This window comes from Xanthomonas sp. NCPPB 1754, from assembly GCF_041475725.2.
In the GTDB taxonomy this organism is placed as follows: domain Bacteria; phylum Pseudomonadota; class Gammaproteobacteria; order Xanthomonadales; family Xanthomonadaceae; genus Xanthomonas; species Xanthomonas euvesicatoria.
This window is the reverse complement of record NZ_CM192982.1, coordinates 958,839-984,414: the sequence shown is the minus strand read 5'-3', so window position 1 is coordinate 984,414 and position 25,576 is coordinate 958,839. Positions and strand designations below refer to the sequence as shown.

The following is a 25,576-nucleotide window of genomic DNA, read 5'->3' as shown; positions in this document are numbered from 1 at the left end:
GCAAACGTCCACGCGCCGGTGCACTGTTGGCACCACGTTGAGCGTTCCGGCTGCCGAGCGGTAAATAGGGTGATCGAAGCGGTTAGCCGAGCGCGTGCAGCAGCCGGTCGTCGTCTTCCTGCCATGCCGCGTGACTGTTGAGCGGCAGCAAGGCGTCATCAGCAAGCGCCAGGACCACAAAGTGACGCCTCAGGCGACGACCACCGCCACGGACGTGCCGACGCCGGCTTGGCTCTGCAGTTCGATACGCCAGCCGAAGCGATCGCATAGCCGACGGACGATCGACAGGCCGAGCCCAGTGCCTTGCGGGCGGGTGGGGTCGGCGCGGAAGAACGGTTCGAACGCGCGGGCACGCGCCTCTTCGCTCATGCCAATGCCGGTATCGCGGACCACGATGCGGTCGTGGGTCACCTCCACCTCGATGCTGCCGGTATCGGTGTAAGCGCAGGCGTTACGCAACAGGTTGCTGAGCACCACCCGCATGACCCTGGGCGGGGCGAACATCTGCAGGCTGCGGTCGCCGACCATGCGCAACGACACCGGTTTGTCGCCAAGCAATTCGCGCGCACTTTCCAGCTCTTCGCTGGCAAGCTCGGCCACATCGAAATTTTCGCTCTGCGGGTCGATCTCGGCTTCGCGCGCCAGGATCAGGAAGGCATCGATCACCGCTTCCATATCGTGGCCGGCGCGCTGGATGCGACGCAGGCTGCGCTGCGTGCGCGCCGACAACTCGTCGTCGGCCAAGGCCATGTCGCTGGCCACGCGGATCACCGTGAGCGGAGTGCGCAATTCATGGCTGGCATCGCGGGTGAAATTGCGTTCGCGCGCGACATGCTCGCTGACGCGCAGCCCCAGCGCATGCAGCGCGGCGGCCAGCTGGCGCGTTTCGCCCTGCAATTCGGCAGGCAGCCGCTCCGGAGCCAGTTCGTCCACATCCGGGTTGCGTGGGTCCCAATGCGAGACGCGCCGGGCCAGCCAGCTGATCGGCGAGACCAGCCGCTTGGAAACCCGATAGGTGAACCAGGACACGCCATAGATCGCCACCAACACCACGATTGCCGGCACCACACCGAACCACAGCGTCAGATGCGCCGCACGCGAGCGCGGAAACACCAGATACAGCCGCCCCTCCGGGCGTTGATCGACATACACCAGCGCATCGGCGGCAGCCACTTCGCTGAAACCCGGAGACAGGTTGCGCAGTGCGGCCGGTGCAGCCTCGGCGGCGGTACCGGCGGGCGAAAAATACCCTTGGATATTGCGAGTATTGGGCGGCCGGTTGTCCGGCACGCTCTTTTGCATCTGCCAGAAATGCACGGCCTCGTCGGCGAGCACGGTGCGCACCAGGCTGTATTTGATGACGAACGACACCAGATACCCGGCCAGCACCAGCGCCAGGCTCGCCAGCGCGACCTGCAACAGGAAGGCGAGACGTATTTTTCTCGGAAGCCCGTGTGGCATTACTGCATCCAGGGAAGAGCGCCGGAGTATAGGCAACGCTTCCGTGAGTCCTTCGTGCAACCAGCCGGCAGCACAGGAGATCGAGCGGCGCGTGAGCGCCTATACAGCAGCCGGCCGCCAGAACGGCGGCCGGCGCGTGACATCACGCCATCGGTTGGGCGATGTCGGCGATGCGATAGCCGGCGCTCTGCACGGTGTGCAGCAGCGGACGATCGAACGGCTTGTCGATGATCTTGCGCAGGTTGTACAGATGGCTGCGCAGGGTGTCCGAATCGGGCAAACCGTTGCCCCAGATTTCGCGCTCGATTTCCTGGCGGGTGACCACACGCGGCGATTCGCGCATCAGGATGGTCAAAAGGCGCAGGCCGATCGGCGAGAGCTGCAGCTCGGTGCCGGCACGGGTGGCGCGCATGCTCACCGGGTCCAGCACCAGGTCGGCGACCTTGAGCACTTCCGAGCCCACCTGGCGACGCTCGCGGCGGATCAGGGCACGCAGGCGCGCCTCCAGTTCCTGAATCGCAAACGGCTTGGTCAGGTAGTCATCGGCGCCAAAGCCCAGGCCGGTGAGCTTGTCGTCCAGCGTGTCGCGGGCGGTCAGCATCAACACCGGTGTGGACTTGCGTGCGTCGTTACGCAGGCGGCGACACACTTCGATGCCGTCCAGGCGTGGCAGCATGAGATCCAGCACGACCACGTCGTAGCTGTTCTCCGCGGCAAGACGGTAGCCGTCCAGGCCGTCCTGCGCGTAGTCGACCTCGAAGCCACGGCCTTCCAGGTACTCGCCGATCATTTCGGAGATATTGCGGTTGTCTTCGACGACCAGCACGAGGCCGGACGTTTCCTTGGTCTGACGCATGGACTTTCCTCGGTCTTCAGCTTTGTGAAACATGCCGGATCGACGGTGGAAAGAGCGTGAAGACCGGATAACGTTTCGTGTTCCGCGGCATTTAGCGGCCGAGCAGCGGGCGCAATGCCGGCCATACCGTCTCCAGCACCTTCGGTTGCGCGGCGGCGGTGGGGTGCAGACCGTCCGCCTGCATCAGGCCGGGCTGCAGCGCGACCTTTTCCAGGAAGAACGGCACCAGCGCGGTCTTGTACTGTGTGGAGAGGTCCGCATAGGTCGCCTTGAGCCGCTCGCGGTAGGCTGGGCCGTAATTGGGCGGCACGTCGATCCCGAGCAGCAGCACCTTGGCGCCGGCGTGCTGGCTGAGCTGGATCATCTTTTCCAGGTTGCCCTTGAGCTGGGCCGGGGTCAGCCCGCGCAGCGCGTCGTTGCCGCCGAGCTCGATGACCACCACGCCGGGGCGGTGTTTTTCCAGCAGGCCCGGCAGCCGGGTCAGCGCGCCGGAGGTGGTTTCGCCGCTGATGCTGGCATTGACGACTGCCGGGGGCGTCGCCATGTCACGCTTCAGGCGCTGGTCCAGCAAGGTTACCCAGCCGGACTGCACCGGGATGTTGTGCGCAGCGCTCAGGCTGTCGCCCACCACCAGGATCGGCGCAGTGGCGACCGGACTTCTGGCAGAGGCAATCCCCGGCGCAAGCAGGGAGAGTGTCAGCAGCCACAGGGCCAGCACGCCATATCGCAGTGTTCTTTCACGCATTCGGAGATTCCTCATCGACAGTCTGGCCCCCCGCTCCAGCACCCGCACCGCCATCGACGTTCGCGAGGTCGGCAAGTCCGTCAGTGGCCCGGAGGGAACGCTCCACATCCTCGACAACGTGAGCTTGACGGTCAGTGAAGGCGACAGCATCGCCATCGTCGGCGCGTCCGGTTCCGGCAAGACCACCCTGCTCGGCCTGCTGGCCGGGCTGGACCTGCCCAGCCGCGGCAGCATTGCGCTGGCGGGCCAGGACCTGGGCCAGCTCGACGAAGAAGCGCGCGCCGCGCTACGCGCCCGCGATGTCGGCTTCGTGTTCCAGAGTTTTCACCTGCTGCCGGCGCTGACTGCCGAAGAAAACATCGCACTGCCGCTGGAACTGGCCGGGCGCGAGGATCCGGCGCGGGTGCGCGAAGTGCTGGAGGCCGTGGGCCTGAGTGCACGTGCGCGGCATTACCCGCGCCAGCTGTCCGGTGGCGAGCAGCAACGCGTGGCGTTGGCGCGCGCCTTCGTGGCCCGCCCGCGCATCCTGTTCGCCGATGAGCCCACCGGCAGCCTCGACCAGGCCACCGGCGCGCAGATCAGCGACCTGTTGTTCGCGCTCAATGCCACCAGCGACACCACCCTGGTGCTGGTCACACACGACATGAGCCTGGCGCAGCGCTGCAGGCACATCTACCGCATCGACAGCGGCCGCCTGCACGCACAGACCGGTCCGGCGGCATGAACGTCGTGCGCCAAGCCGCGCGCGCCGTGCGCCGCGAATTCCTGGCCGGCGATCTGCTGACGGTGTTCGCCGCGCTGGTGCTGGGCGTGGCGGTGATGACCGCGGTGGGCACCCTGGTCGACCGGGTGACGCTCGCGCTGACCTCCAGCGCGGCCGAAGTGCTCGGCGGCGATCTGGGCGTGACCGGGCGGCAGGAGATCCCAGCCGACTTCGCCGCAGAAGCCCAGCGACGCGGCCTGCAGAGCACGCGCATGGTCAGCTTTCCCAGCGTGCTGTTCCATGGCGATGCCAGCCAGATGGCCAATATCCGCGGCGTTGGCCCCGGCTACCCGCTGCGCGGGCAGTTGCTGGTGTCCAAGGACGGCACCGGGACGGAAGGCAGCGTCGCCAGCGCACCGCCGCCGGGCCAGGCCTATGCCGATCCGCGCCTGCTCGAAGCGCTGGGCCTGCACGTGGGCGAGCAACTGGAATTCGGTGCCGGCCATCTGACCATCACCGGCGTGTTGCGCGCCGAGCCCGATGCCTCCGGGGAGCTGATGCAGCTCTCGCCGCCGCTGCTGGTCAATCGCGCCGATATCGACGGCGCCGGCCTGCTCGGCCCAGGCAGCCGCGCCTCCTATCGGTTGATGTTCGCCGGCGCACCGGATGCCATCGCCGATTTGCGCGCCTGGCTCAAGCCACGCGCCAGCGAGTATCGCCTGGTGGGTATCGAAGACACCCAACGCGGCATGCGTGCAGCGTTTGATCGCGCCGGCCGCTTCCTGGCCTTGTCGGCGTTGCTGGCGGTGCTGTTGTCCGGCGTGGCCACGGCCCTGGCAGCGAACCGGTTCGCGATGCGACGCATCGACACCGTGGCGGTCTTGCGCTGCCTGGGCGCCCGCCAGCGCGACATCCTGGCAATGCTGTCGCTGCAGTTGCTGCTGACGGCGATTCCGGCCTGCCTGGTCGGTATCGGGCTTGGCATGCTTGCGCAGGAAGGCCTGGTGCAGGCGCTGGGCAGCCTGATCCCGAACCGGTTGCCGCTGCCGCAGGCCACCCCGGCCCTGGCCGGTGCAGGCATCGGCCTGGTGCTGTTGCTGGGCTTCGGCCTGCCGCCGCTGCTGCGGCTGCGCAACGTGCCACCGATGCGCGTGCTCAACCGCAGCTTTGCTGCAGTGCCACCGAGTTCGTTGCTGGTGTATGGCGCCGCCCTGGCCGCCACGCTGGCGCTCACCGTCTATGCCACCGGCAACCTGGTATTGGCCGGCTGGGTGCTGGGCGGCCTGGCCGCGCTGGCACTGGTGGCGATGTTGCTGGGGCTGGGCCTGCTCGCGTTGCTGCGACCGATCCAGCACCGTCTGCGCGGTGCCTGGAAACTTGGCCTGGCCTCGCTGACACGGCGCCGCGGCTTGAGCGTGGTGCAACTGGTCGGGCTGTCGCTGTCGTTGTGCGCGCTGTTGCTGCTGGCGGTGGTCGGCCCGGGCCTGCTCGGTCAATGGCGCGACCGCCTGCCGGCCGATACGCCCAACTACTTCCTGATGAACATCCAGCCCGAACAAACCCAGCCGGTGCTGCAGACGCTGCGCGGCCTGGGGGTGAAGGATGCGGCCGTGGAGCCGTTTTCCACCGGGCGCCTGGTGGCCATCAACGACAAACCGCCGGTGCGTGGCGACCGCGACCCGGCCGACGATGGCGACGGCGACAACCGCCCGGTGAATTTTTCCTGGCGTCACGCGTTCCCGCCGGCAAATACGCTGCTGCAGGGCAAGTTCTGGGCGGCCGACAGCACCGCGGCGGAAGCCTCGGTGGAAGAAGGCTGGGCGCAGCGCTACCAGCTCAAACTGGGCGATCGCATCACCCTGCTGCTGGGCGAACAGCAACGCACGTTCACCGTGACCAGCATCCGCAAGGCCGACTGGGATTCGTTCCGGGTCAACTTCTTCCTGCTGCTCAATCAAGGATCGGTCGGCGATGCGCCGTACAACCTGATTTCCGCCTTCCACCTGCCGCCGGGCAATGCGTCCAAGCTGGCGGCGCTGAGTCGCGACTATCCGAACATTTCGTTGCTGGATATCGATGCCATCCTGGGCCGCGTGCGCGAGGTCATCGACCAGGTGGCACAGGCGGTGCAACTGGTGATGGGCTTCAGCCTGCTGGCCGGCATGCTGGTGTTGCTGGCCGCATTGCAGGCCACCGCGGGCGAACGCCGTTACGACAGCGCAGTGTTGCGCACCCTGGGCGCACGCCGTGGCCAGCTACGCGGTGCGGTGCTGGTGGAATTCGGCGCGCTTGGCTTGCTGGCGGCGACGCTGGCGGTGACCGCTGCGGCCGTGATCGGCGCGGTCGTCGGGAAGCAGGCGTTCGAGATGGCGTTGACACCGGATTGGCCGCGCCTGCTGCTCGGCGGCGCATTCGGGCTGGCCTTGAGTCTGTTGGCGGGTTGGTCGGGCACGCGGCGCATCCTGTCCACGCCGCCGGCATTGGCATTGCGGAGCGAATAAGCGCGGGTAAAACGCGTCGCATGCGGGCAACGGCATGCGACGCGCGGCCCGGTGGCTGTGCTGCAGGCCAGCTCACGGACGCTGTGGCGCGCAGCGTGAGGGGCCTTGCTCTTCTGTGAGTGCTGCATATGTCTGCAGCGCATAAGCACCTTGCAAATCGTACGTTCGCAGCGGTGGCACGACTGCCTAGAGTGGTATGTCCGGCCGCCGGCCCAGGCGGCCTTTCGTTGCCGTCGAGGTGCCACGTCATGGCCAGCATCACTTCCGCAGCGCGTGTGCACACGCGGCGCGATGCGTCTTCCCCCGTGCAGAGCTCCAGCGTCAGGATCGTGCCATTCGACGCTCCGCTGGGCGCCGAAGTGATCGGGCTGGACCTTGCGCAACCGCTGGACGCCGCCACCTTCGCGCGTATCCATCGCGCGCACCTGGATTACCACGTGCTGGTGTTTCGCGATCAACGCATCACACCGGCCCAGCAGGTGGAATTCAGCCGTCGCTTCGGGCCGCTGCAGATTCACGTGCTGCGCAACTTTCAACTGCGCGGGCACCCGGAAGTGCTGGTGGTGTCCAACATCAAGGAGAACGGCGAGCCGATCGGCCTGGGCGATGCCGGGCATTACTGGCACTCGGATCTGTCGTACAAGCAAACACCGAGCCTGGGGTCGCTGCTGCATGCGCAGGAGCTGCCCGGCGAAGGCGGCGACACCCTCTTTGCCAACCAGCACCTGGCATGGCAAACGCTGCCCGAATCGCTCAAACGCGCCGTGCAGGACCTGCGTGCCGAACACAGTTATCTGGCCAAGTACGAGGAGTTGCGCGCCCGCAATCCGTGGCGGCCGGCACTGACGCCGGAGCAGATTGCCGAAGTGACACCGGTGCAGCACCCGGTGGTGCGCACGCATCCGGAGACGGGCCGCAAGGCGCTGTTCGTCAGCGAGCATTTCACCACGCGCATCGTCGGCTTGCCCGAGGACGAAAGCCGCGCGCTGTTGCAGAGGTTGTTCGAACACTCCACGCATGCTGGGCTGGTGTATCGGCATCGCTGGCAGCCGCACGACATGGTGTTCTGGGACAACCGTTCGGTGATGCATCTGGCTGCAGGCACGCCGGATCATCTGCGCCGTCGGCTCAACCGCACCACCATCGAAGGCGATGCACCGTTCTGAGCCTGCACCTGTTCCCTCCCCTTCCCGACTGGAGCGCCGCATGCGTTTGACCGTCACTTCCCACGCTCCTGCGCCGCGCCGGCGTTTTTCGCGGCGCATCGCGCTGCTGGTGTTGGCCGCGCTGCCGCTGTTGCACAGCGCGCATGCGCAGGCCGAAGGCAAGCTGCGGATCGCCAAGCAATTCGGCATCGTTTACCTGCTGCTGGACGTGGCGCAGGACCAGAAGTTGATCGAACAGCAGGGCAAGGCCGCCGGTGTGGACATCGACGTGCAATTCCTGCAGCTCTCCGGTGGGGCGGCAGTCAACGATGCGTTGTTGACCGGTTCGATCGATATCGCCGGTGCCGGTGTCGGGCCGTTGTTCACCATCTGGGACCGTACGCGCGGCCGCCAGAATGTCCGCGGCGTCGCATCGCTGGGCAATTTCCCGTACTACCTGATCAGCAACAATCCCCGCATCAAGTCCATCGGCGATTTCACGCCAAAGGACCGTATTGCGGTGCCGGCGACGGGTGTCTCCGTGCAATCACGTTTCTTGCAACACGCCTCGCAACAACGCTGGGGCGACAAGGGCACCCATCAGCTCGACGCGCTACAGGTCGCCTTGCCGCATCCGGATGCCGCCGCGGCGATCATCCGTGGGCGTACCGAAATCACCGCGCATTTTGCCAGCCCGCCGTTTCAGGAGCAGGAACTGGCGCGCAACCCGGCCGCGCATATCGTCACCAGTTCCTACGAGATCGAAGGCGGCCCGTCGTCGGCAACGGTGTTGTACGCCACCGAAAAATTCCGCAAGGACAATCCCAAGACCTACCGCGCGTTTGTCGCCGCACTGGACCAGGCGGCGAAGTTCGTCACGGCCCATCCGGAGCAGGCGGCCGATATCTTCCTGCGTCGTAATGGCTCGGGCATCGACCGCGCGCTGGTGCTGCAGATCCTCAAGGACCCGAAAGTGCAGTTCACCGTGGCACCGCAGAACACGCTGGGGCTGGGCAAGTTCATGCAGCACAGCGGGGCGATCAAGCAGGCGCCGGGCAAGGTGGGCGATTACTTTTTCGACGACCCGCTGATTGCGGGCGGGAGCTGAGCGATGAGCACGCCCCTGCTGCAGGTCGATCATGTCAGCCTGGAATATGCCTCGGCCCAGCGCGTGGTGCGCGCGACCCATCGCGTGCGCTTCGATGTGCACGAAGCCGACCGCTTCGTGCTGCTGGGGCCCTCAGGCTGCGGTAAATCCACATTGCTCAAGGCGGTTGCCGGTTTTGTTGCGCCGCGCGAAGGACAGATCCGCCTGCAGGGTCATGCGGTCACCGGTCCCGGGCCGGACCGGGTGGTGGTGTTCCAGGAATTCGACCAGTTGGCACCATGGAAAACCGTGCGCGAGAACGTGGTGTTCGGGCTGCGTGCGGCGCGCAAACTCGGCCGTGCCGAGGCGCGCGAGCGGGCAGACGACAGTCTGGCCCAGGTCGGGCTGAGCGGATTTGCAGATGCTTACCCGCACACCTTGTCCGGCGGCATGAAGCAGCGTGTAGCCATCGCACGCGCCCTGGCGATGCGCCCGCGTGTCCTGCTGATGGATGAACCGTTCGCGGCACTGGATGCGCTGACGCGTTCGCGCATGCAGGAGCAGGTGCTGGAATTGTGGGAACAATTGCGCTTCACGCTGTTGTTCGTCACCCATTCCATCGAAGAAGCATTGGTGGTCGGCAATCGCGTGCTGCTGTTGTCGCCGCACCCGGGCCAGGTGCGCGCCGAACTCAACGCGCATGCCTTCGGCCCGCACAGTGCCGGCAGCGTGGCCTTCCAGCAGACCGCGCAACGCATTCACCGGCTGCTGTTCGATCTGCCCGATGACACGCTGGACGACGACAAGGTGGCACCGCTGCGTCGCCCGTCCCTGCGCCAACGCCAGGCGCTGACATGAGCCGCAGCACCGCAAGCGCAGTGCCGCCGATTCCACCGGTGCGGCCCGAGTACGAAGTGGCACTGACCCCGCTGGACCCTGCCCTGGGCGCCGCGACCACGCCCACGCGTTGGCACGCACCGCCCTGGCTGCGCAAGGCATTGGTGCTGGTGGCCTTGGTCGCGGCATGGGAGATCGCCGCGCGGCTGGTCGGCGACGATCTGATGCTGCCCGGCGCAGTGCAGACCGCGCGCGCGTTCTACGACGGGCTGCTGTCGGGCGAACTGCTGCGCCGGGTCGGTGCGTCGTTGCGTGTGCTGGCGCAAGGTTATGCGCTGGGCGTGCTGCTGGCGTTCGTGCTGACCGCGCTGGCCGCTTCCACGCGCTGGGGCCGCGATGTGCTCGGCACGCTGACCGCCATGTTCAACCCGCTGCCGGCCATTGCGCTGTTGCCGCTGGCCTTGCTGTGGTTCGGGCTGGGCACCGGCAGCCTGGTGTTCGTGCTGGTGCACTCGGTGCTGTGGCCGCTGGCGCTGACCACCTACGCCGGCTTCCAGGCGGTACCGGACACGCTGCGCATGGCCGGGCGCAACTACGGCCTGCGCGGCCCGCGCTATGTAGCGCAACTGCTGGTTCCGGCGGCGCTGCCGGCGATCCTGTCCGGGCTGAAGATCGGCTGGGCATTCGCCTGGCGCACCCTGATCGCCGCCGAACTGGTGTTCGGCGCCACCTCCGGCCAGGGCGGCCTGGGCTGGTACATCTTCCAGAACCGCAATGAGCTTTACACCGACAAGGTCTTCGCGGGGCTGGCGATGGTGATCGTGCTGGGGCTGCTGGTGGAGGGCGTGGTGTTCCAGGCGATCGAGCGGCTCACGGTGCGTCGCTGGGGCATGCAGCGCTAGCGCGGCCCCGGCGGCACGGTCGCGTGCGCTTAACGAAGTTGGCTTATGCTTCGGCCCCCCTTCTCTGCCGCTCGCCGCCATGCCCACTGCCCCCTTCACCGCCTACCTGTACCCGGTTCTGCTGCTGATCGCCAGCAACGTGTTCATGACCTTCGCCTGGTACGGGCACCTGAAGTACAAGACCACGCCGCTGATGATCGCCATCCTGGTCAGCTGGGGCATCGCGTTCTTCGAATACTGCCTGCAGGTGCCTGGCAACCGTCTGGGCAGCGCGGTGTATTCGGCGCCGCAGCTCAAGGGCATGCAGGAAGTGATCACGCTGCTGGTCTTTGCCGGTTTCTCCACCTTCTACCTGGGGCAGTCGCTGAAGTGGAACCATTGGGCCGCGTTCGGCCTGATCCTGGTGGCCGCGTTCCTGATGTTCAAGGAATAAAGGCAAAGCACCCTCTCGCTCGTAGGAGCGCACCCGGGCGCGACCTCGCAAGAGCCCCCTGCGGTGTGATTGGCCTTACCGGGAATGCCATATCGCGCTTGGATGCGCTCCTACGGCGTCAGGGTGCCTAGTTCGCCGGTTCGACCCACCGTGCGAACACCGCATCGATTTGCGCGTCCTTGACCGGCTTGCCCTTCTGCGCTGACTCAGCCTGCTCGAACATCGGCACGATCATCGCCATGCCGTCCGGCTTGGTTTTCAGATGCAGGCCCGGTGGCGTTTGCAGGAATGCGGCCCAGCGCGCGCGCACCTTGGCCCAATACCCCTGTGTGCCTTTCCAGTACGCATAGGCCGGGGCGAAGTCCACCTCGGTGGTCTTGCGGTAATCGTTGAAGCCGAACTCGCGTGCAATCGCTTCCTGGGTGCCGTCGGGCTTGCGCAGCACCTTGGTATTGAATTGTTCGTGGGTCCAGCCGTTCGGCGTCAGCGTGTGCCGGTTGATCACCGATAGCGCATTGTAGTCGCTGCGCCTGGTGTACTCGCGCCGCGGCAACGGGCGCCAGCTGGGATCGCTGGTCCAGGTGGGGTGGCCATCGGCGTAGTCCCAGCGGCCGGTGCCGCAATAACGCGGCGCGTCGCTGACTTCGTACACACATTGCGTCCAGGTGCCGCTGGTGATGGCCGGCGCCAGCGCATGCACCGTCCAGGTCTGCTCGGCGGTGAATTCAAACCGTTGCGGTGCCTCGAAGGTCCAGTCCTGCCGCCAATGCTTGGTCACGTGCCCGGTCTTTTCGTCGACCAGCACGTGCTGCAGCACCAGCCTGCGCGGCGAATCCTCCACCACGATGACCACTTCGCTGGCGCCGCTGCGCATCGCCGAAGCGCGCTCGTAGCCGGGCTTGAGCAGCACGGTTTCGTCGAACGCGAAATCCACCGCGTACTCGCCCTGCATCGCCAGGATGCTCTGCCGATCGCGCTGAGCATCGGCGGCGGCAATCAACGGCAACAGGCTCAGTGTGGCGGCGACACAGCGGGAGAACAATCGGCTCATCGGCACTCTCGGTAGTCATTGGGGAACATCAGGGACGCGCGCGCAGCAGCGACATCGTCATGACACGGGGTCGGCACCGCGGGCATTCACCGCGGCAGTACGCAGCACTGCAGCGCGCGCGCAGCAACAATCGTCCACGACCACGCGGCCGTCGATGCCCTCGTCGCGCGCCAACCGTGCAGCAACCTCAGCGCCCAGCGCAGAGACGGTGGCCAGGCTGGCGGTGATGGGGTGACCGTGGCTGGCCGCAGGCTGCAAGCGCAGTGCGCTCAAGCGCCATGCATCGCCGCGCATGCGTCCGGCCAGGCGGCGCCATAGCCGTTCGCCGACGCCCAGTTCATGCGTGTCCATCGGCAGTGGCGGCAGCCGAGAGACCAGGCGGTCCCAGCTCAGGAAATCGCTGTCGGGCAACAGGCAGAGCCGCCAGCAGCAGTGTCCTGCCGCATCGAAGAACCAGATGCCCTCGTGCACGCCGTCGCTGTCCACCCGACGGGACGCGGCTGCAGCGACCGCGTGCTGCCAACCATCCAGTTCGTTGCCCAACGCAGGCCGATACAGGCAAAGCACCGTCCCTAGCGCCGCCAACTGCCGTGGTCGCGGCAGTGCCGCGCGGGTAGCGCGTGCATGCAGGGGCAACGGGATGGCGCAGAGGTTGGGCATGGCCGCTACCAGCTCACGGCCAGGCTGAGCGAGGCAGTGCGCCCGGCGCCAGTGAAGCGGTCCAGCACCGTGCTGCTGGCCAGCGTGCCGTTGGGCAGCGCGTTCCAGTCCACGTAACGGCGATCGGCCAGGTTAAACACGCCTGCGGTGAGCTTGGCGCCGGGCGCGAATTCCCAATGCCCCATCAGATCCAGCGTGGCGTAGCCGGCCGGCACGTAATAGCTGTCCAGCTGCGGGCGATGTTTGCGGGCCACAAAGGTACCGATCACTTCTGCGCCCCAGCGATCACTGTCGAAGGCCATGCCAAGCGTGCCGCGCAACGGGTCGACCGAATTGAGCGGCCTGCCGTCGGTGAGGTTGTCGCCTTCCGCATAGGCAACGACACTGTTCAACGACCAGCCTTGCCAACCCGCCAGCATGCCCAGATCGATGCCCGCGCGCGCCTCTGCGCCCTTGATCACCACATCGTCCACGTTGCGCGACTGGAACAGCGCCAGCCCGTCGGCATTCACGCCAGCCGGCGCATACGATTCGATGAAGTTGCGGTAGTCGGTGTAGTACACGGCCAGCCCGAAATAGCCGACCGCATCGTTGAAACGCAGGCCCAGTTCGCCGCCGCGGCTGGTCTCCGATTTCAGATCCGGATTGGCGATGGCGGTGTAGCGCGCCTGCAGATTGGTGAAACCGATATTGACGTCGTTGTACGGCGGCGCGCGGAAGCCATGCGCGTAATTGACATACGCCGACCAGGCGTCCGAAAACCGCCACACCGCACCGAACTTGGGAGACACCTGGGTCTCGTCGATGGTCTCGGCGGCAACGCCGGGATTGTCTTCGCGGAAGATGTCGTCCACCTGCGGCGACAGCCGGAAATAATCCACGCGCACGCCCGGCGCCAGCGACAGCTGGCCATCGAGCAGGCCGATCTCGTCCTGCGCATACAACCCGAGCTTGGTGGTTTCGCTCATCGGGAAGTCGCGCACCGGAAACACGTCCTGACCGACGCGGTTGCTCACCACGCCATTGGCCAGATTGACCGAATAGCCGTCGCGCTTGGCGCGCGTATCGGTCCAGGTGCCATCCAGCCCATAGGTGATTTCGTGGCTGAGGGTGCCGGTTTCGATGGACTTATGCGCGTTGACCAGCAGGCCGTAAACACGCTGATCGAAATTATGTTCGTTATGCCGGCGCGTGGTGTTGCCGCGCAGTTCGTTGGTGCGTTGCAGGCTCTCGCTGTCCTGGCGATACAGCTGCCACTGCAGATCGTCGGTCCACACGGAATCCAGCGCATCGACTTCATGCCGCAGCGAGACCCGCGCACGTGTCTGATGATCGCGTCCTTGCTGCGACAGGATGCGTAGCGACGCCGTCGGACTCCGCGTATCGACGCCGGTCAATGCATCGATGCTGCCGTAGTCTTCGTTGCCTTCGACCGTGAGTTTGAAGCGCTGTTGTGCGCTTGGGGCGTACACCAGTTTGGCGAGCACACTGCGCCCATCGATGCGCTGCGGATTGGCCGCAGTGCGGGTGAAATCGCGGCTGCGGTCATCGCCCTGGTTTTGCGCCTCCTGGCCCTGGCGATGACTCACCGCCACCAAGCCGCTCCAGCGTTCGCCACCGAACGCGCCGGTGGCACCGGCAAACAGGCCGTTCCAGTCGCCTTCGTAGCCGAACTTCAGGCCGACGTAGCTGTGCTTGTCTGCGCTCAGATAGTCCGACGGATCCTTGGTGACGAAAGCGACCACGCCGCCCAATGCATCCGAGCCATACAACGAGCTGGCCGGCCCGCGTACCACTTCCACGCGCTTGAGCGTTTCCAGGTCGACGAAGTTACGGTTGGCGTTGAGATAGCTGCCGAAGCTGAAGGTGTCCGACACCGGCACGTTATCCACCAGCATCGCCACGCGGTTGCCATCCAGCCCGCGGATGCGGATGCCGTTGGCACCGGTGAAGCGGCCGCTGGTGCTGGTGACCGACACGCCCGGCGTGTAGCGGAACAGATCCTTGAGTTCGCGCACCAGTTGGTTGTCGAGCTGTTCGCGGTCGATCACATCCACCGTGCTGGGCACATCCACCAGCGCGCGCTGGGTGCGCGTGGCGGTGACCTGGAGCCGGTCGAAGTCGTGCACCTCACGCGCACCCTCCGCTCCGGCATCGCGTTCGGCAGCACGGGCACACAAGGAAATAGCGGGCAGCGCCAGCGACAGCGCGACCACCAGCGGATGCAGGCGGATCATCAGGAACCTTTACGCGTCCCCCGGCGGCGCGGGCGGCATAAGCCAAACGCGGCAGGGAAGATGGAGTTGAGTGGCGGGCGGCGGCGGCAGCGCCCGCTGCGACCTTGCGCACACGCGTTGAGCGAGTACGCAAAGATGGGATGCCATGGCAATCGAGCGTTGCGCGTGGAGCAGGATCGCGCCATCGGCACTGACGGCGCATGACGATCGTTGCGGCAGCGGCTGCGCACAGTGGCTGTGCGCAGCCGAGTGGCTGGAATTACTTGGTCAGGATCAGCTTATCGTTGCTGGTGTGGCGCAGGCGATAGACGCGATCGCCGTGCTGGATCAGCACTTCACGCCGGCCCTTGAGCAGCGCTTGGCTGCTGATGAGGTCTTCGGCGGGCACGGCGCGCGGCGTGGCGCGGTCGCGCAGATTGACCGGTTCGGAGCGAAGCAGCACGGGGTGGGCGGTCATGATCTGGTTCTCCAGTCGGTTGGCCAGACAAATAATAACCATTCTCATTTAATGATCAAGAGCCATTCTCATTTGAAAGGCCGGATGTTTAAATCGCTCTCTAGTCTTCGATTGATCGCGCCAATCGAACGGACGTGTGTCGCTGCCCTCAGCTGCGGTGACTACTACAAGCATCCACCGCAGCACTCGATCGACCCAATGGCTCAGCGCGTGCTCGACTCCACCTGTGCCCACCCGGCGTCATCGACCTGATCCAGGGTGTCCAGGGCACCGAGGTTCTCTTCCAACTGTGTGACCCGGCTCGCGCCCAGGATCACGCTGGACACATGCCGGTTGCGTAGGCACCAGGCGATGGCCAACTGCGCCGGCGACTGGCCAAGCTCGGCCGCCACCGCGCAGAACGCGCGGGCGCGCTCCAGCCGGCGCGCTTCCGGCGCGCCCAGCACTTCGTCCTGCAACCATTGGTTGCCCGGCTGGCCCAGACGGCTGTCGGCCTCCACGCCCGCGTTGTACTTGCCGGTCAGCAGGCCCGAGGCCAGCGGCGACCAGATCGTGGTGCCCAGCCCGTTCTCGCACAGTGGCGCGTATTCGCGCTCCAGCCGCTCGCGATGCAGCAGGTTGTATTGCGGCTGTTCCATCGCCGGCGCATGCAGATGTTCGCGTTCGGCAATCGCGATGGCCTCGCGCAACTGCGCGGCGCTCCATTCGGATGTGCCCCAGTACAGCACCTTGCCCTGGCGGATCAGCGCATCCATGGCGCGTACGGTTTCCTGGATCGGGGTGTCCGGATCGGGCCGATGGCAGTAATAGAGGTCCAGGTACTCCACGCGCAGGCGCTTGAGCGCGGCGTGGCAGGCATCGGTGACATGCTTGCGCGAGAGCCCGCGCTGGGTCGGCCGCGGGCTGTCGACCGCACCGAAAAACACCTTGCTCGACACGCAGAAGCCATCGCGCGGCAAACGCAGATCGGCGATCACATCGCCCATCACTTCCTCGGCGCGGCCGCGCGCGTAGACCTCGGCGTTATCGAAAAAATTGATGCCGTTGTCCCAGGCGGCGGCAATCAGATTGCGCGCTTCGCTGCGCCCGATCTGTTTGCCGAAGGTGACCCAGGCCCCGAACGACAAGGCCGATAGCTGCAGCCCGGTGGAACCCAGACGTCGGTAAAGCATGGCGAACTCCCGCAACCTCCAGGGCACCTGCCCTGGACCGGCGTGCGCAGTGTAGGCCGTGGCGTCGGGCAGGCACAGCGCGCGGCGTGTGCAGCGCCGTGCATCGACCTGTTCCCGGCTCGACTGCGTGTTCGCAGCACCGCCTGCACTGCGCATGCATCGTGATCGGCGCTTTTGTCGGTGTTGGTCTGCCGTTGGTGGTTATCTGCACCGAATGCCTCGGCTTGCATGGGCGTTTCCACGCCTATCCACACGTGACAGACGCGAGACCTTGCTGCAGCGACTGCTTGCCGATCAACAGGCAAAATCGCCGGCGTGTGGCGTCGCAACCAGGGTGGGGCCATTGGTGGCATGCATGCGCCAACCAGCCGCATGGACGGATTGACGGCGTGCCCCGACACCGGATGCGGCACCGTGCCTGGAGACACCAGCGCATGACGCCGGCGGACATGCGTGCAACGGTCAGCAGCACTCGCGCACAAACGCCAACTGTCCCAGGCCATCTGTGCCAAAGACACCGCGCCTAATGAAGCGGATGCAGCAACGACAGCCGTAGCAGTCGCAGCAGTAGATCCAATCACGCGCTTCAGCCGCTCCAGGCTGCGCGGCAGTTTCCCGAACGCTGACGCATGACGGTGAACACCGCATCCGGGCGGGCGTCACGACCGCCACCAGCCGCGCCGCCACGCGATGAAAACCGCCCACCTCGCCCATGCGAACTCCCGACTTTGCGCAAGCACGGTCCCACAGCGCGCCAGCGCGGGCCTGCCCGTGCCCGCCGCCTCTCGTCTGTGGGCCGACCGAGGCCATCTGAATGCCCCTCGCCTTGCCCCCTGTCACCCCCTGCTCTAGGCTTCCCGTTTTGCCGTCAGCAGCCCGGGGATTGGAATGGTCGAAGGTTTGGGAAGGATCGGTTTCGGCCTGTTCGGTCTGGCGGTGCTCATCGGCATCACCTGGCTGTTTTCGAGCAACCGCCGCGCGATCGACTGGAAGCTGGTCGCCACCGGTCTGGCCCTGCAGATCTCGTTCGCCGCACTGGTGTTGCTGGTGCCGGGCGGGCGCGACGTGTTCGACGCGCTGGGCAAGGGCTTCGTCAAGGTGCTGAGTTTCGTCAATGAAGGGTCCACCTTCATTTTCGGCAACCTGATGAACATCGACAGCTACGGCTTCATCTTTGCGTTCCAGGTGCTGCCCACCATCATCTTCTTCTCGGCGCTGATGGGCGTGCTTTACCACCTGGGCGTGATGCAGATGGTGGTGCGTGCGATGGCGTGGGCGATCACCAAGGTGATGCGCGTTTCCGGTGCGGAAACCACCAGCGTGTGCGCCAGCGTGTTCATCGGCCAGACCGAAGCGCCGCTGACCGTGCGCCCGTATATCCCGAAGATGACCCAGTCCGAGCTGCTGACGATGATGATCGGCGGCATGGCGCATATCGCCGGTGGCGTGCTGGCTGCATACGTCGGCATGCTCGGCGGCAGCGATCCGGCGCAACAGGCGTTCTATGCCAAGCACCTGCTGGCCGCCAGCATCATGGCCGCGCCCGCCACGCTGGTGGTCGCCAAGCTGCTGGTGCCGGAAACCGGCACCCCGCTGACCCGCGGCACCGTCAAGATGGAAGTGGAAAAAACCACCAGCAATGTCATCGATGCGGCCGCGGCCGGTGCCGGCGATGGCCTGCGCCTGGCGCTGAACATCGGCGCGATGCTGCTGGCCTTCATCGCGCTGATCGCGCTGATCAACGCACCGCTGACCTGGCTGGGCGAGGTCACCGGCGCCGCCGCGCTACTGGGCCGCCCGACCAACCTGTCGACGATCTTCGGCTACGTGCTGGCGCCGATCGCCTGGGTGATCGGTACCCCGTGGGTGGATGCGACCACGGTCGGGTCGTTGATCGGCCAGAAGGTGGTGATCAACGAGTTCGTCGCTTACAGCGAGTTGTCGCGCATCGTCAAGGGCGAAGTGCCGGGCGTAGGCCTGAGCGCAGAAGGTCGCCTGATCGCCACCTACGCGCTGTGCGGCTTCGCCAATTTCAGCTCGATCGCGATCCAGATCGGCGGGATCGGCGGGCTGGCGCCGGAACGTCGTCACGATCTGGCCAAGTTCGGCCTGCGTGCGGTGCTCGGCGGTTCGATCGCTACCTTCATGACCGCTACCATTGCCGGTGTGCTGTCGCATTTCGGTTGAGGCGGTGCGGGTTCATCGGCGTGACGGTCTAATCACTGCACGCCGCGTTTCATCCAGTCTTTCAAGTCAGTCATTCAAGGCAAGGTATTTATGAGTTCGGTCGTCGTTGTCGGGTCCTTCAATGTCGATCACGTGTGGCGCTGCGATGCCTTGCCGGTGCCGGGCGCGACCATCGCCGGGCGCTACAGCACCGGCCCGGGCGGCAAGGGCTTCAATCAGGCGGTTGCGGCCGCACGCGCTGGCGCCAAGACGCATTTCTTGTGCGCGCTGGGCGACGACGCCGGTGGTGCGTTGGCGCGCTCGCTGGCCGCGCAGGACGGCTTTTCGCTGATCGCCGAGCCCAGTAATGAACCGACCGGTACCGGCGGCATCTATGTCGACGGGCACGGCCGCAACACCATCGTGATCGGCGCCGGCGCTAACGCCGTGTTGAGCCCCGCCTTCATCGAGAACCAACGCCCGCTGGTGGCTGCGGCAAAGGTGTTGCTGGCGCAGCTGGAATCCCCGGCCGAGACGATCGAGTCCGCACTGGCGCTGGCGCACGAATGTGGCGTGCTGACCGTGCTCAATGCCGCGCCGGCCAATGCACCGACCTCGATTGGCCTGCTCAAGCTCTCGGATGTGCTGACGCCCAACGAAACCGAATTCGCCGCACTGCTCGGTCGCCATGTCGGCGAGCGCATCAATGCCGACGACGTCGCCGCGCTGGACGGCAATACGTTGCATTCGTTGTGCCGCAAGCTGCTGCCGGGCGGTACCGTAGTGGTGACCCTGGGCGCGGTGGGCGCCTTCATTTCGCACGCCGAAGAACAGCTGCGCGGCGATAGCCAGGCGCATTACCGCGTGGGCGCGGAAAGCGCGCAGACCATCGACACCACCGGCGCGGGCGATGCCTTCAACGGTGCGCTGGTTGCCTCGCTGGCGCAGGTGCCGGCTGCGAGCTTCGCAACCCACGTGCGCTTTGCCACCCGTTATGCGGCGCGCTCCACCGAGGTGGAAGGTGCGGCGGTGTCGATGCCGCGGCTGCGCGCGGACGACTGAGACCACGGTTCACTGCCATTGGCGTGCGCCACGCGCGCATGCCCTCGACACCGCACCCACGCAGGCGCCCAGGTTTTTTCCAGGAATGCGCGTGCATGTCCCGCGCCCAATGACGATCGCGACAAGCGGTTGGCCGCGTCGCTGCGCATCGCGCCGAACGATGTGACGCTGCAACGAGCGCATGTCTGCTTTCGCCACGCTGCGCACGCTCTGCTGCCAACGTCACACCACCGGCTGCGCCATCGCGACGCCACGTGACCCAGCGCTGTTTTGGGTGCTCGAAAAACGAAAGCGCATCGCATAAAGCGTGTTGATCGGCTGCACGCGCTAGCGCGCTATCTGCGCTTGCCTACTATCGCCGCACCACCGGGCGTACCACGACCATTGCCTGTTGTCATGCGAGGACGCTCCTGGCGGCGCGGCTTACCGAGATGCGTCTGCATCGTCGACTGGCGCATTACCGCCTCACGCAATGGCAGTGACGCGGTATGCCTGGCCCTGCCCCCCAAGCTCAACGGAACTACCGATGATCCTGCGTCGATCGCGCACGCCATTCCTGCTGCCCTGCGTCCTACTTCCCTGCCTGCTCAGCTCCTGTGGCGGCGATGCCGCCGATGCCGGCACCGCTGCGACCCCATCGCCGTCGGCGACGGTCACCGTGAGCGCCCCGCGCGCCATGGCGCCAACCGCCACGCAGGCGTCCACGGCAATGGCGAGCGCCAGTACCGACCCGGCATTCCGGCGCAGACTCGCGCCCGATAAGCCGATGTTCGTGATCCATGCCGACACCTGGAACGCCGCCGATCCGCAGAAGATCATCGACCTGATTCCTGCAGACCTGCGCCCCTACACGGTTCTGCTGATCTCGCTCTCGATCAGTCACAAAGGCGCCACCGACAATCAGTGCAACTGGAACCAGGTGGCGAACGGGATCGAGACGGCACGCTCGTGGATCAAGACAGCTGCGGCCAACGGTGTCTGGGCGATGGTGCAACCGTCCAGCGGCGGCTTCAGCCACTTCCCCGACTATCCCAACGGCACCGATCTGGAATCGACGGTCTACGGTGAGTTCTTCCGCGACTACCCGAACTTCCTCGGTTTCAACTACGCCGAGCAGTTCTGGGGATTCGACGAAGCCTGCTCGGTCTCGGCAGCGCAGCGCTGGGAGCACTGGGCCAACCTGCTCAAGCTGACCAACAAGTACGGCGGCTATCTGGCGGTGAGCTTCACCGGCGGCTTCTGGGGCGCAAACATCAACCCGCTGGCAATGGTCAAGCGCAACGAGGCCTTACGCACCGCCCTGGGCAGCTATGCCAAGAATTTCATCATCCAAGAAAAGTTCACGATGAACTACGGCTACCACGACATCGAAAGCGTCAGCCTGGGCATGTTTCTGTCGGGATTTGCGGGCCATTACGGCATCCGTCCTGACAGCAGCGGCTGGTACGCCGCCGATGGCAGCGCCTATCCTCTGGCCGCGGGCGCCCCGCATCTGATCGAGCACCTGACGCTGACCGGCGAAACCTATTTCGACGGCCCGGAACTGATCTGGACCGATACCGTTCAAAGCCTGCCAAACGGGACCACCGCCGACGGCTACAACACGCGGCGCTGGCAGTTCTTCCCGCAGTTCAAGAACATCCATATGGATGTCTACCGCAAGATTCTCGACGGCACCTTGCACATCCTCGATCGCCAGCAGGTGATCGACCGCACCAAGCTGGTAGTGGTCGACGACACCACCAGCGGCAACGATCAGAGTCTGTATGCATCGCCGGAAACGCTGTTCTCCGGCCTGTATCTGATGGACGACGACGGCACCTATCTCAACCAGCACAGCTGGTACAAGAAGACCGGGCGCTACCCCGCCATCCCGACCGTATGGCAGTTGAGCGATGACCTTGCAAAGTCCTTCCCCGTACAGGTCAAGCGCAGCGCGTACGCCACCCGCTGGCCCTCCATCGCCGCCAAGACCCAGGAACTGAATGCCTTGTTCCCGCAGGAATCCACCGGCGATCTCTATGTGGCACGTCAAGACAACACCTGGGTCACCTACAACCCCTACAAGACCAACAAGACTGCCAGCGGCGCGTTCAACCTGAAGTACAACAGTTGCGCCGCGCTCAACATGACCTACGGCCCCTACACGACGGGCGTGGTCAAGGAGTTCGCCGACGCGGTGTCGGTCTACCTGACCAATTTCGATTCGGAAACCGGCCCGCTCAAGACCGACACCATCGCCATCAGCGGCGCCAGCGCCACGCCGACCTATACCTTCGCCGATCGCGGCGAGCACCAGGCCAGTACCATCATCGCCACGCCCAGCGGCGATGGCCTGACCTTGAACGTCGCCCACAACGGGCCGCTGGACATCACCATCCAGTGCTCCGGCTCGGCCACCGGACGCGCTAGCGCCGCGGCGGTCACACCACTGCAGGCACCGGCCGCGCCACCCGCCTATACCGGCGTGCGGCAATACGAAGCGGAGAACTTCGACTTCCTGCGCATCGGCAGCCTTGTCGCCAATGGCGTCTCCGGCGCAGTGCACAACTACCAGGGGCTGGGCTATGTCGACTTCGGCGGCAACCCCGGCGCGCGTTTGCGGACCACCATCAACGTGCCGCAGGCGGGAAGCTATACGCTGACCACGCGCTATTCCGCACCGGGCGCAAGCGCCGGTAGCGTAGACCTGTACGTCAATGGCGTGCGTGTCGGCACCCCGGCCTTCGCCCAGACCAGTTCGGCCAGCGACTGGGCCAGCAGTCCGCTGACGGCGACCTTGCGTGCCGGCAACAACATCGTCGAATACCGCGCCAGTGCAGGCACCCAGGCCAAGCTATACCTGGATAATCTGGCCGTCTGGCAGTAGGCGATACCACAGCGGCGGTGTCGGCCATGCCGGCCCGCCTGCTGCCGGCCCGGCCGCCGCAAGGTTGGCAGCACGAAGGGCCGTCACCGCTGAAGTTACACTAGCGCCATGCAGATCGGCCCCTACTCCATCGCTCCCAAGGTGATCCTCGCGCCCATGGCGGGCGTCACCGACAAACCGTTCCGGCTGCTGTGCAAGCGGCTGGGCGCGGGCCTGGCGGTGTCGGAAATGACCATTTCCGACCCGCGCTTCTGGGGCACGCGCAAATCGCTGCACCGCATGGACCATGCCGGCGAGCCGGACCCGATCAGCGTGCAGATCGCCGGCACCGAGCCGCAGCAACTGGCCGAGGCGGCGCGCTACAACGTCGACCACGGTGCGCAGTTGATCGACATCAACATGGGCTGCCCGGCCAAGAAGGTCTGCAACGCGTGGGCCGGCTCGGCGCTGATGCGCGACGAAGACCTGGTGGCACGCATCCTGACCGCGGTGGTACAGGCAGTGAACGTGCCGGTGACGTTGAAGATCCGCACCGGTTGGGATTGCGACCACCGCAACGGCCCGACGATCGCGCGGATCGCGCAGGACTGCGGCATCGCCGCGCTCGCCGTACACGGACGCACCCGCGACCAGCATTACACCGGCAGCGCCGAGTACGCGACGATTGCGCAGATCAAGGCCGCGCTGCAGATCCCGGTGGTTGCCAATGGCGATATCGACTCGCCGCAGAAAGCCGCTCAGGTGCTGCGCGAGACCGGCGCCGATGCCGTGATGATCGGCCGCGCCGCACAAGGCCGCCCGTGGATCTTCGGCGAAGTGGCACATTTTTTGGCCACCGGCGAGGTATTGCCGCCGCCGTCGCTGGCGTTCGTGCGCGATACCTTGCTCGGCCACCTGGAAGCGCTGCACGCGTTTTATGGCCAACCGCAGGGCGTGCGCATCGCACGCAAGCATCTGGGTTGGTATGCCAAGGACCACCCGCAAAGCGCCGACTTCCGGGCGGTGGTCAATCGCGCCGAAACGCCCGAAGCCCAGTTGGCCCTGACGCGTGATTACTTCGATGCCTTGATCGCCGGCGTGCCGCCCGCACTATCGGACGCTGCCTGAGTTTTCCTGCCTTGCTGGAGCCGCACGCATGAGCGCACCGAGCGACACCCCCACCTATCTGCACGGCTTTTCCGCCACCGAACAGGCGCGTCTGCTCAAACAGGCGCGCTTGCTGGAAACCACGCTGTTCAATCAGATCGACTACAGCGGCGCGCGGCGCCTGCTGGAAGTGGGCAGCGGCGTCGGCGCGCAGACTGAAATCCTGTTGCGCCGTTTTCCCGAACTGCATGTCACCGGCGTGGATCTGAGCGAGGCGCAGCTGGGCGCGGCGCGGGCAAATCTCGAACGGCTGGCGTGGTGCCGCGCGCGCTACACACTGCAGCAGGCCGATGCGAGCGATTTGCCGTTCGAGGCGCGTCAGTTCGATGCGGCGTTTCTGTGCTGGGTGCTCGAACACGTGCCCTCGCCTGCGCGCGTGCTCAACGAAGTGCGGCGCGTGCTGCTGCCCGGCTCGCCGGTGTACGTGACCGAGGTGATGAATGCTTCGTTCCTGCTGCATCCGTATTCGCCCAACCTGTGGCGCTACTGGATGGCATTCAACGATTTCCAGCACGACCAAGGCGGCGACCCGTTCGTCGGTGCCAAGCTGGGCAACCTGCTGCTGGCCGGGGGCTTTCGCGATGTGCACACGCAGATCAAGACGCTGCATCTGGACAACCGCGAACCGGGCCGGCGCAAGACCATGATCGGGTTCTGGGAAGAAGTGCTGCTCTCGGCGGCCGATCAATTACTGCAGGCCGGCGCGGTCGAGGCCGCCACCGTGGATGGCATGCGTCGTGAACTGGCGCAGGTGCACAGCGACCCGGACGCCGTGTTCTTCTATTCGTTCGTGCAGGCGCGCGCCACGGTTTATTGAGTTGCCGATGCGGGCGCGACGACCGGAGCGCCGACAGCTTCCAGGTCACCGGTCAGCACGGTGCTGCGGGGCTCGTGCCAGATGCGGTGCCACATCTGCCCCAGCACTGCACCGATCTGGTCGCGTGCCACCGGCGCACGATATGCCGCCTGCACCTGCCGCGGCACGATCGGCTGCCACGTCCCGTTGTCGCGATGGGCCACCACGAAGTTGAAGTTGTAGTCCGGCTCCAGGCCCATGCGCAGGTCGCTGAGCATCAGGTCATCGTCGACCAGGCGCGCGCGCATGAAGCCGCGATTGAACCAGGTCAGCCGACGCACCGAATCGAACCTGGCCACTTCGCCCAACGCCTGGGTGTTGCTGGAAAACCCACGGAAGTGCATCGGGCCGGTGTCGGCCACAAGAGAGCGCTCGCCGATGACATAGCCGTTGGGCGTCATCGCCACCACGCGCCACAGCAAGGTGTTGAGCGGCATCGGCACCGAGAACCGCGGCGCATCGGCCAGGCCCATCGCCGCCAGCGCACGATCGGCCTGGCGGTCGACCAGTTGCTTGGCAATCAACGACCAGCCCAGATACGCGGTGCTGGCCACCAACCCGATCACCAGCACGTGTTGCGCAAATGGGCGCGCGCGCGCAAACCAGGCCACCACGCAGGCGAGCAACAGCCACACCGTGTATGCCGGGTCGATGATGAACACGCTCGACCACATCGTCGGATGCGGCTGCAACGGCCACCACAGCTGGGTGCCGTAGACGGTGAACGCATCCAGCAGCGGATGCGTGATCAAGGCCAGCTGGATCGCCCAGAACCAGCGCGTGGGTGCGCTGGCCACGCGTCCATTGCCGTAGCGGCGGAACAGCCACCAGATCAACCAACCCACCAGCGGCAGCACGAACAACGAATGGCTGACGCTGCGGTGCACGGTCATCAGGGTGACCGGGTCGTCGGTGAGCGGCAGCAATGCCAGCGAGTCGAGGTCGGGCAAGGTGCCCAGTGCCGCGCCGGCCAACAAGGCGGCACGCCGCTGTCCGGGCGGCGCGATGGCGGCAGCGATGGCGCCGCCGAGAACGATCTGGGTCAATGAATCCATCGGCCGATGCTAGCAGGCCGGACATGCACGGATCGGGATGTTTGAGGCGGGGTGCGGCCGGCCGGCACCGTTGCGTCACCGGGCAGTTAATCGTCACGGGCAACGCACAGGCGCGTGCGCCCGGGCGGCGGACCGACGTCGGCTTAACCCCAAACCGATCCATTCAGGCGCACAA

The 25,576-nt window shown here is 65.8% G+C and carries 21 protein-coding genes; 12 read left to right on the top strand and 9 right to left on the bottom strand.

Annotated elements, in window-relative coordinates; genetic code table 11:
- Positions 1–189: 189 nt before the first annotated feature.
- From ACCQ15_RS04260 to ACCQ15_RS04250, 3 genes are all read right to left on the bottom strand, one after another.
- Positions 190–1,461, bottom strand: a complete 1,272-nt coding sequence (locus tag ACCQ15_RS04260; protein ID WP_039417740.1) for a sensor histidine kinase — start codon at positions 1,459–1,461, stop codon at positions 190–192.
- 142 nt (positions 1,462–1,603) lie between these two features.
- The gene (locus ACCQ15_RS04255) at positions 1,604–2,317 is read right to left on the bottom strand and encodes a response regulator transcription factor (protein WP_002811889.1); all 714 of its coding nucleotides are present in this window, start codon (positions 2,315–2,317) and stop codon (positions 1,604–1,606) included.
- Positions 2,318–2,408: 91 nt separating this feature from the next.
- On the bottom strand, positions 2,409–3,077 hold the full coding sequence (locus ACCQ15_RS04250) for an arylesterase (RefSeq protein ID WP_372381539.1): 669 nt from the start codon (positions 3,075–3,077) through the stop codon (positions 2,409–2,411).
- A 109-nt stretch (positions 3,078–3,186) separates the two neighbouring features.
- On the opposite strand from ACCQ15_RS04250, the gene ACCQ15_RS04245 reads away from it, so the two are divergent.
- From ACCQ15_RS04245 to ACCQ15_RS04215, 7 genes are all read left to right on the top strand, one after another.
- Complete coding sequence (locus ACCQ15_RS04245) at positions 3,187–3,786, top strand: ABC transporter ATP-binding protein (RefSeq protein ID WP_005910777.1); 600 nt, start codon at positions 3,187–3,189, stop codon at positions 3,784–3,786.
- A complete protein-coding gene (locus ACCQ15_RS04240; protein ID WP_008573586.1) occupies positions 3,783–6,266 on the top strand; it encodes an ABC transporter permease in 2,484 nt (827 codons plus the stop codon). Before ACCQ15_RS04245 ends, ACCQ15_RS04240 begins: the two co-directional genes overlap by 4 nt.
- 248 nt (positions 6,267–6,514) lie before the next feature.
- A complete protein-coding gene (locus tag ACCQ15_RS04235; RefSeq protein WP_372381247.1) occupies positions 6,515–7,432 on the top strand; it encodes a TauD/TfdA dioxygenase family protein in 918 nt (305 codons plus the stop codon).
- Between the two features lie 40 nt (positions 7,433–7,472).
- Positions 7,473–8,519 (top strand): ABC transporter substrate-binding protein, encoded by a 1,047-nt coding sequence (locus tag ACCQ15_RS04230; protein WP_029818714.1) that lies wholly within the window; start codon positions 7,473–7,475, stop codon positions 8,517–8,519.
- 3 nt (positions 8,520–8,522) lie between these two features.
- Positions 8,523–9,356 (top strand): ABC transporter ATP-binding protein, encoded by an 834-nt coding sequence (locus ACCQ15_RS04225; RefSeq protein ID WP_008573580.1) that lies wholly within the window; start codon positions 8,523–8,525, stop codon positions 9,354–9,356.
- The gene (locus tag ACCQ15_RS04220; RefSeq protein ID WP_372381246.1) at positions 9,353–10,237 is read left to right on the top strand and encodes an ABC transporter permease; all 885 of its coding nucleotides are present in this window, start codon (positions 9,353–9,355) and stop codon (positions 10,235–10,237) included. The genes ACCQ15_RS04225 and ACCQ15_RS04220 overlap by 4 nt, the downstream gene beginning before the upstream one ends.
- 79 nt (positions 10,238–10,316) lie before the next feature.
- Complete coding sequence (locus tag ACCQ15_RS04215) at positions 10,317–10,670, top strand: DMT family protein (protein WP_005910790.1); 354 nt, start codon at positions 10,317–10,319, stop codon at positions 10,668–10,670.
- Positions 10,671–10,797: 127 nt separating this feature from the next.
- Here ACCQ15_RS04215 and ACCQ15_RS04210 read toward each other — a convergent pair whose 3' ends face one another.
- The 5 genes from ACCQ15_RS04210 to ACCQ15_RS04190 form a co-directional block, all read right to left on the bottom strand.
- Positions 10,798–11,721: a DUF6607 family protein gene (locus ACCQ15_RS04210; protein ID WP_029818711.1), complete on the bottom strand. Its 924-nt coding sequence runs from the start codon at positions 11,719–11,721 to the stop codon at positions 10,798–10,800.
- Between the two features lie 57 nt (positions 11,722–11,778).
- Complete coding sequence (locus ACCQ15_RS04205; RefSeq protein ID WP_338338764.1) at positions 11,779–12,381, bottom strand: Hemin transport protein; 603 nt, start codon at positions 12,379–12,381, stop codon at positions 11,779–11,781.
- A 5-nt stretch (positions 12,382–12,386) separates the two neighbouring features.
- Complete coding sequence (locus ACCQ15_RS04200; RefSeq protein ID WP_372381245.1) at positions 12,387–14,618, bottom strand: TonB-dependent hemoglobin/transferrin/lactoferrin family receptor; 2,232 nt, start codon at positions 14,616–14,618, stop codon at positions 12,387–12,389.
- 259 nt (positions 14,619–14,877) lie between these two features.
- Positions 14,878–15,117, bottom strand: a complete 240-nt coding sequence (gene hemP / locus ACCQ15_RS04195) for a hemin uptake protein HemP (protein ID WP_029818708.1) — start codon at positions 15,115–15,117, stop codon at positions 14,878–14,880.
- Positions 15,118–15,278: 161 nt separating this feature from the next.
- Positions 15,279–16,247, bottom strand: a complete 969-nt coding sequence (locus tag ACCQ15_RS04190) for a potassium channel beta subunit family protein (RefSeq protein WP_014089419.1) — start codon at positions 16,245–16,247, stop codon at positions 15,279–15,281.
- A gap of 888 nt (positions 16,248–17,135) precedes the next feature.
- Between ACCQ15_RS04190 and ACCQ15_RS04185 the strand changes: the two genes are divergently transcribed.
- From ACCQ15_RS04185 to ACCQ15_RS04165, 5 genes are all read left to right on the top strand, one after another.
- Complete coding sequence (locus ACCQ15_RS04185) at positions 17,136–18,434, top strand: NupC/NupG family nucleoside CNT transporter (protein ID WP_008573564.1); 1,299 nt, start codon at positions 17,136–17,138, stop codon at positions 18,432–18,434.
- Between the two features lie 90 nt (positions 18,435–18,524).
- Positions 18,525–19,475, top strand: coding sequence for a ribokinase (locus ACCQ15_RS04180; RefSeq protein ID WP_008573562.1), 951 nt, complete (start codon positions 18,525–18,527; stop codon positions 19,473–19,475).
- 526 nt (positions 19,476–20,001) lie between these two features.
- Positions 20,002–22,344, top strand: coding sequence for a glycoside hydrolase family 98 domain-containing protein (locus ACCQ15_RS04175; protein ID WP_372381244.1), 2,343 nt, complete (start codon positions 20,002–20,004; stop codon positions 22,342–22,344).
- A 108-nt stretch (positions 22,345–22,452) separates the two neighbouring features.
- On the top strand, positions 22,453–23,451 hold the full coding sequence (dusB, locus tag ACCQ15_RS04170; protein WP_014089415.1) for a tRNA dihydrouridine synthase DusB: 999 nt from the start codon (positions 22,453–22,455) through the stop codon (positions 23,449–23,451).
- A 28-nt stretch (positions 23,452–23,479) separates the two neighbouring features.
- Entirely contained in the window at positions 23,480–24,307 is an 828-nt protein-coding gene (locus ACCQ15_RS04165; RefSeq protein WP_008573555.1) for a class I SAM-dependent methyltransferase, read from the top strand.
- Here the strand turns inward: ACCQ15_RS04165 and ACCQ15_RS04160 are convergent.
- Positions 24,301–25,401, bottom strand: a complete 1,101-nt coding sequence (locus tag ACCQ15_RS04160) for a metal-dependent hydrolase (RefSeq protein WP_011346451.1) — start codon at positions 25,399–25,401, stop codon at positions 24,301–24,303. The genes ACCQ15_RS04165 and ACCQ15_RS04160 overlap by 7 nt on opposite strands.
- Between the last annotated feature and the right edge of the window lie 175 nt (positions 25,402–25,576).

What these genes read in the sequence shown, in the direction of transcription:
- ACCQ15_RS04215 (WP_005910790.1), top strand. Translation starts at nt 10,317, where the DNA reads ATGCCCACTGCCCCCTTCACCGCCTACCTGTACCCGGTTCTGCTGCTG.
- ACCQ15_RS04190 (WP_014089419.1), bottom strand. Translation starts at nt 16,247, where the DNA reads ATGCTTTACCGACGTCTGGGTTCCACCGGGCTGCAGCTATCGGCCTTG.
- hemP (WP_029818708.1), bottom strand. Translation starts at nt 15,117, where the DNA reads ATGGTTATTATTTGTCTGGCCAACCGACTGGAGAACCAGATCATGACC.
- ACCQ15_RS04225 (WP_008573580.1), top strand. Translation starts at nt 8,523, where the DNA reads ATGAGCACGCCCCTGCTGCAGGTCGATCATGTCAGCCTGGAATATGCC.
- ACCQ15_RS04255 (WP_002811889.1), bottom strand. Translation starts at nt 2,317, where the DNA reads ATGCGTCAGACCAAGGAAACGTCCGGCCTCGTGCTGGTCGTCGAAGAC.
- ACCQ15_RS04235 (WP_372381247.1), top strand. Translation starts at nt 6,515, where the DNA reads ATGGCCAGCATCACTTCCGCAGCGCGTGTGCACACGCGGCGCGATGCG.
- ACCQ15_RS04160 (WP_011346451.1), bottom strand. Translation starts at nt 25,401, where the DNA reads ATGGATTCATTGACCCAGATCGTTCTCGGCGGCGCCATCGCTGCCGCC.
- ACCQ15_RS04180 (WP_008573562.1), top strand. Translation starts at nt 18,525, where the DNA reads ATGAGTTCGGTCGTCGTTGTCGGGTCCTTCAATGTCGATCACGTGTGG.
- ACCQ15_RS04200 (WP_372381245.1), bottom strand. Translation starts at nt 14,618, where the DNA reads ATGATCCGCCTGCATCCGCTGGTGGTCGCGCTGTCGCTGGCGCTGCCC.
- ACCQ15_RS04185 (WP_008573564.1), top strand. Translation starts at nt 17,136, where the DNA reads ATGGTCGAAGGTTTGGGAAGGATCGGTTTCGGCCTGTTCGGTCTGGCG.
- ACCQ15_RS04175 (WP_372381244.1), top strand. Translation starts at nt 20,002, where the DNA reads ATGATCCTGCGTCGATCGCGCACGCCATTCCTGCTGCCCTGCGTCCTA.
- dusB (WP_014089415.1), top strand. Translation starts at nt 22,453, where the DNA reads ATGCAGATCGGCCCCTACTCCATCGCTCCCAAGGTGATCCTCGCGCCC.
- ACCQ15_RS04165 (WP_008573555.1), top strand. Translation starts at nt 23,480, where the DNA reads ATGAGCGCACCGAGCGACACCCCCACCTATCTGCACGGCTTTTCCGCC.
- ACCQ15_RS04260 (WP_039417740.1), bottom strand. Translation starts at nt 1,461, where the DNA reads ATGCCACACGGGCTTCCGAGAAAAATACGTCTCGCCTTCCTGTTGCAG.
- ACCQ15_RS04220 (WP_372381246.1), top strand. Translation starts at nt 9,353, where the DNA reads ATGAGCCGCAGCACCGCAAGCGCAGTGCCGCCGATTCCACCGGTGCGG.
- ACCQ15_RS04230 (WP_029818714.1), top strand. Translation starts at nt 7,473, where the DNA reads ATGCGTTTGACCGTCACTTCCCACGCTCCTGCGCCGCGCCGGCGTTTT.
- ACCQ15_RS04205 (WP_338338764.1), bottom strand. Translation starts at nt 12,381, where the DNA reads ATGCCCAACCTCTGCGCCATCCCGTTGCCCCTGCATGCACGCGCTACC.
- ACCQ15_RS04210 (WP_029818711.1), bottom strand. Translation starts at nt 11,721, where the DNA reads ATGAGCCGATTGTTCTCCCGCTGTGTCGCCGCCACACTGAGCCTGTTG.
- ACCQ15_RS04240 (WP_008573586.1), top strand. Translation starts at nt 3,783, where the DNA reads ATGAACGTCGTGCGCCAAGCCGCGCGCGCCGTGCGCCGCGAATTCCTG.
- ACCQ15_RS04250 (WP_372381539.1), bottom strand. Translation starts at nt 3,077, where the DNA reads ATGAGGAATCTCCGAATGCGTGAAAGAACACTGCGATATGGCGTGCTG.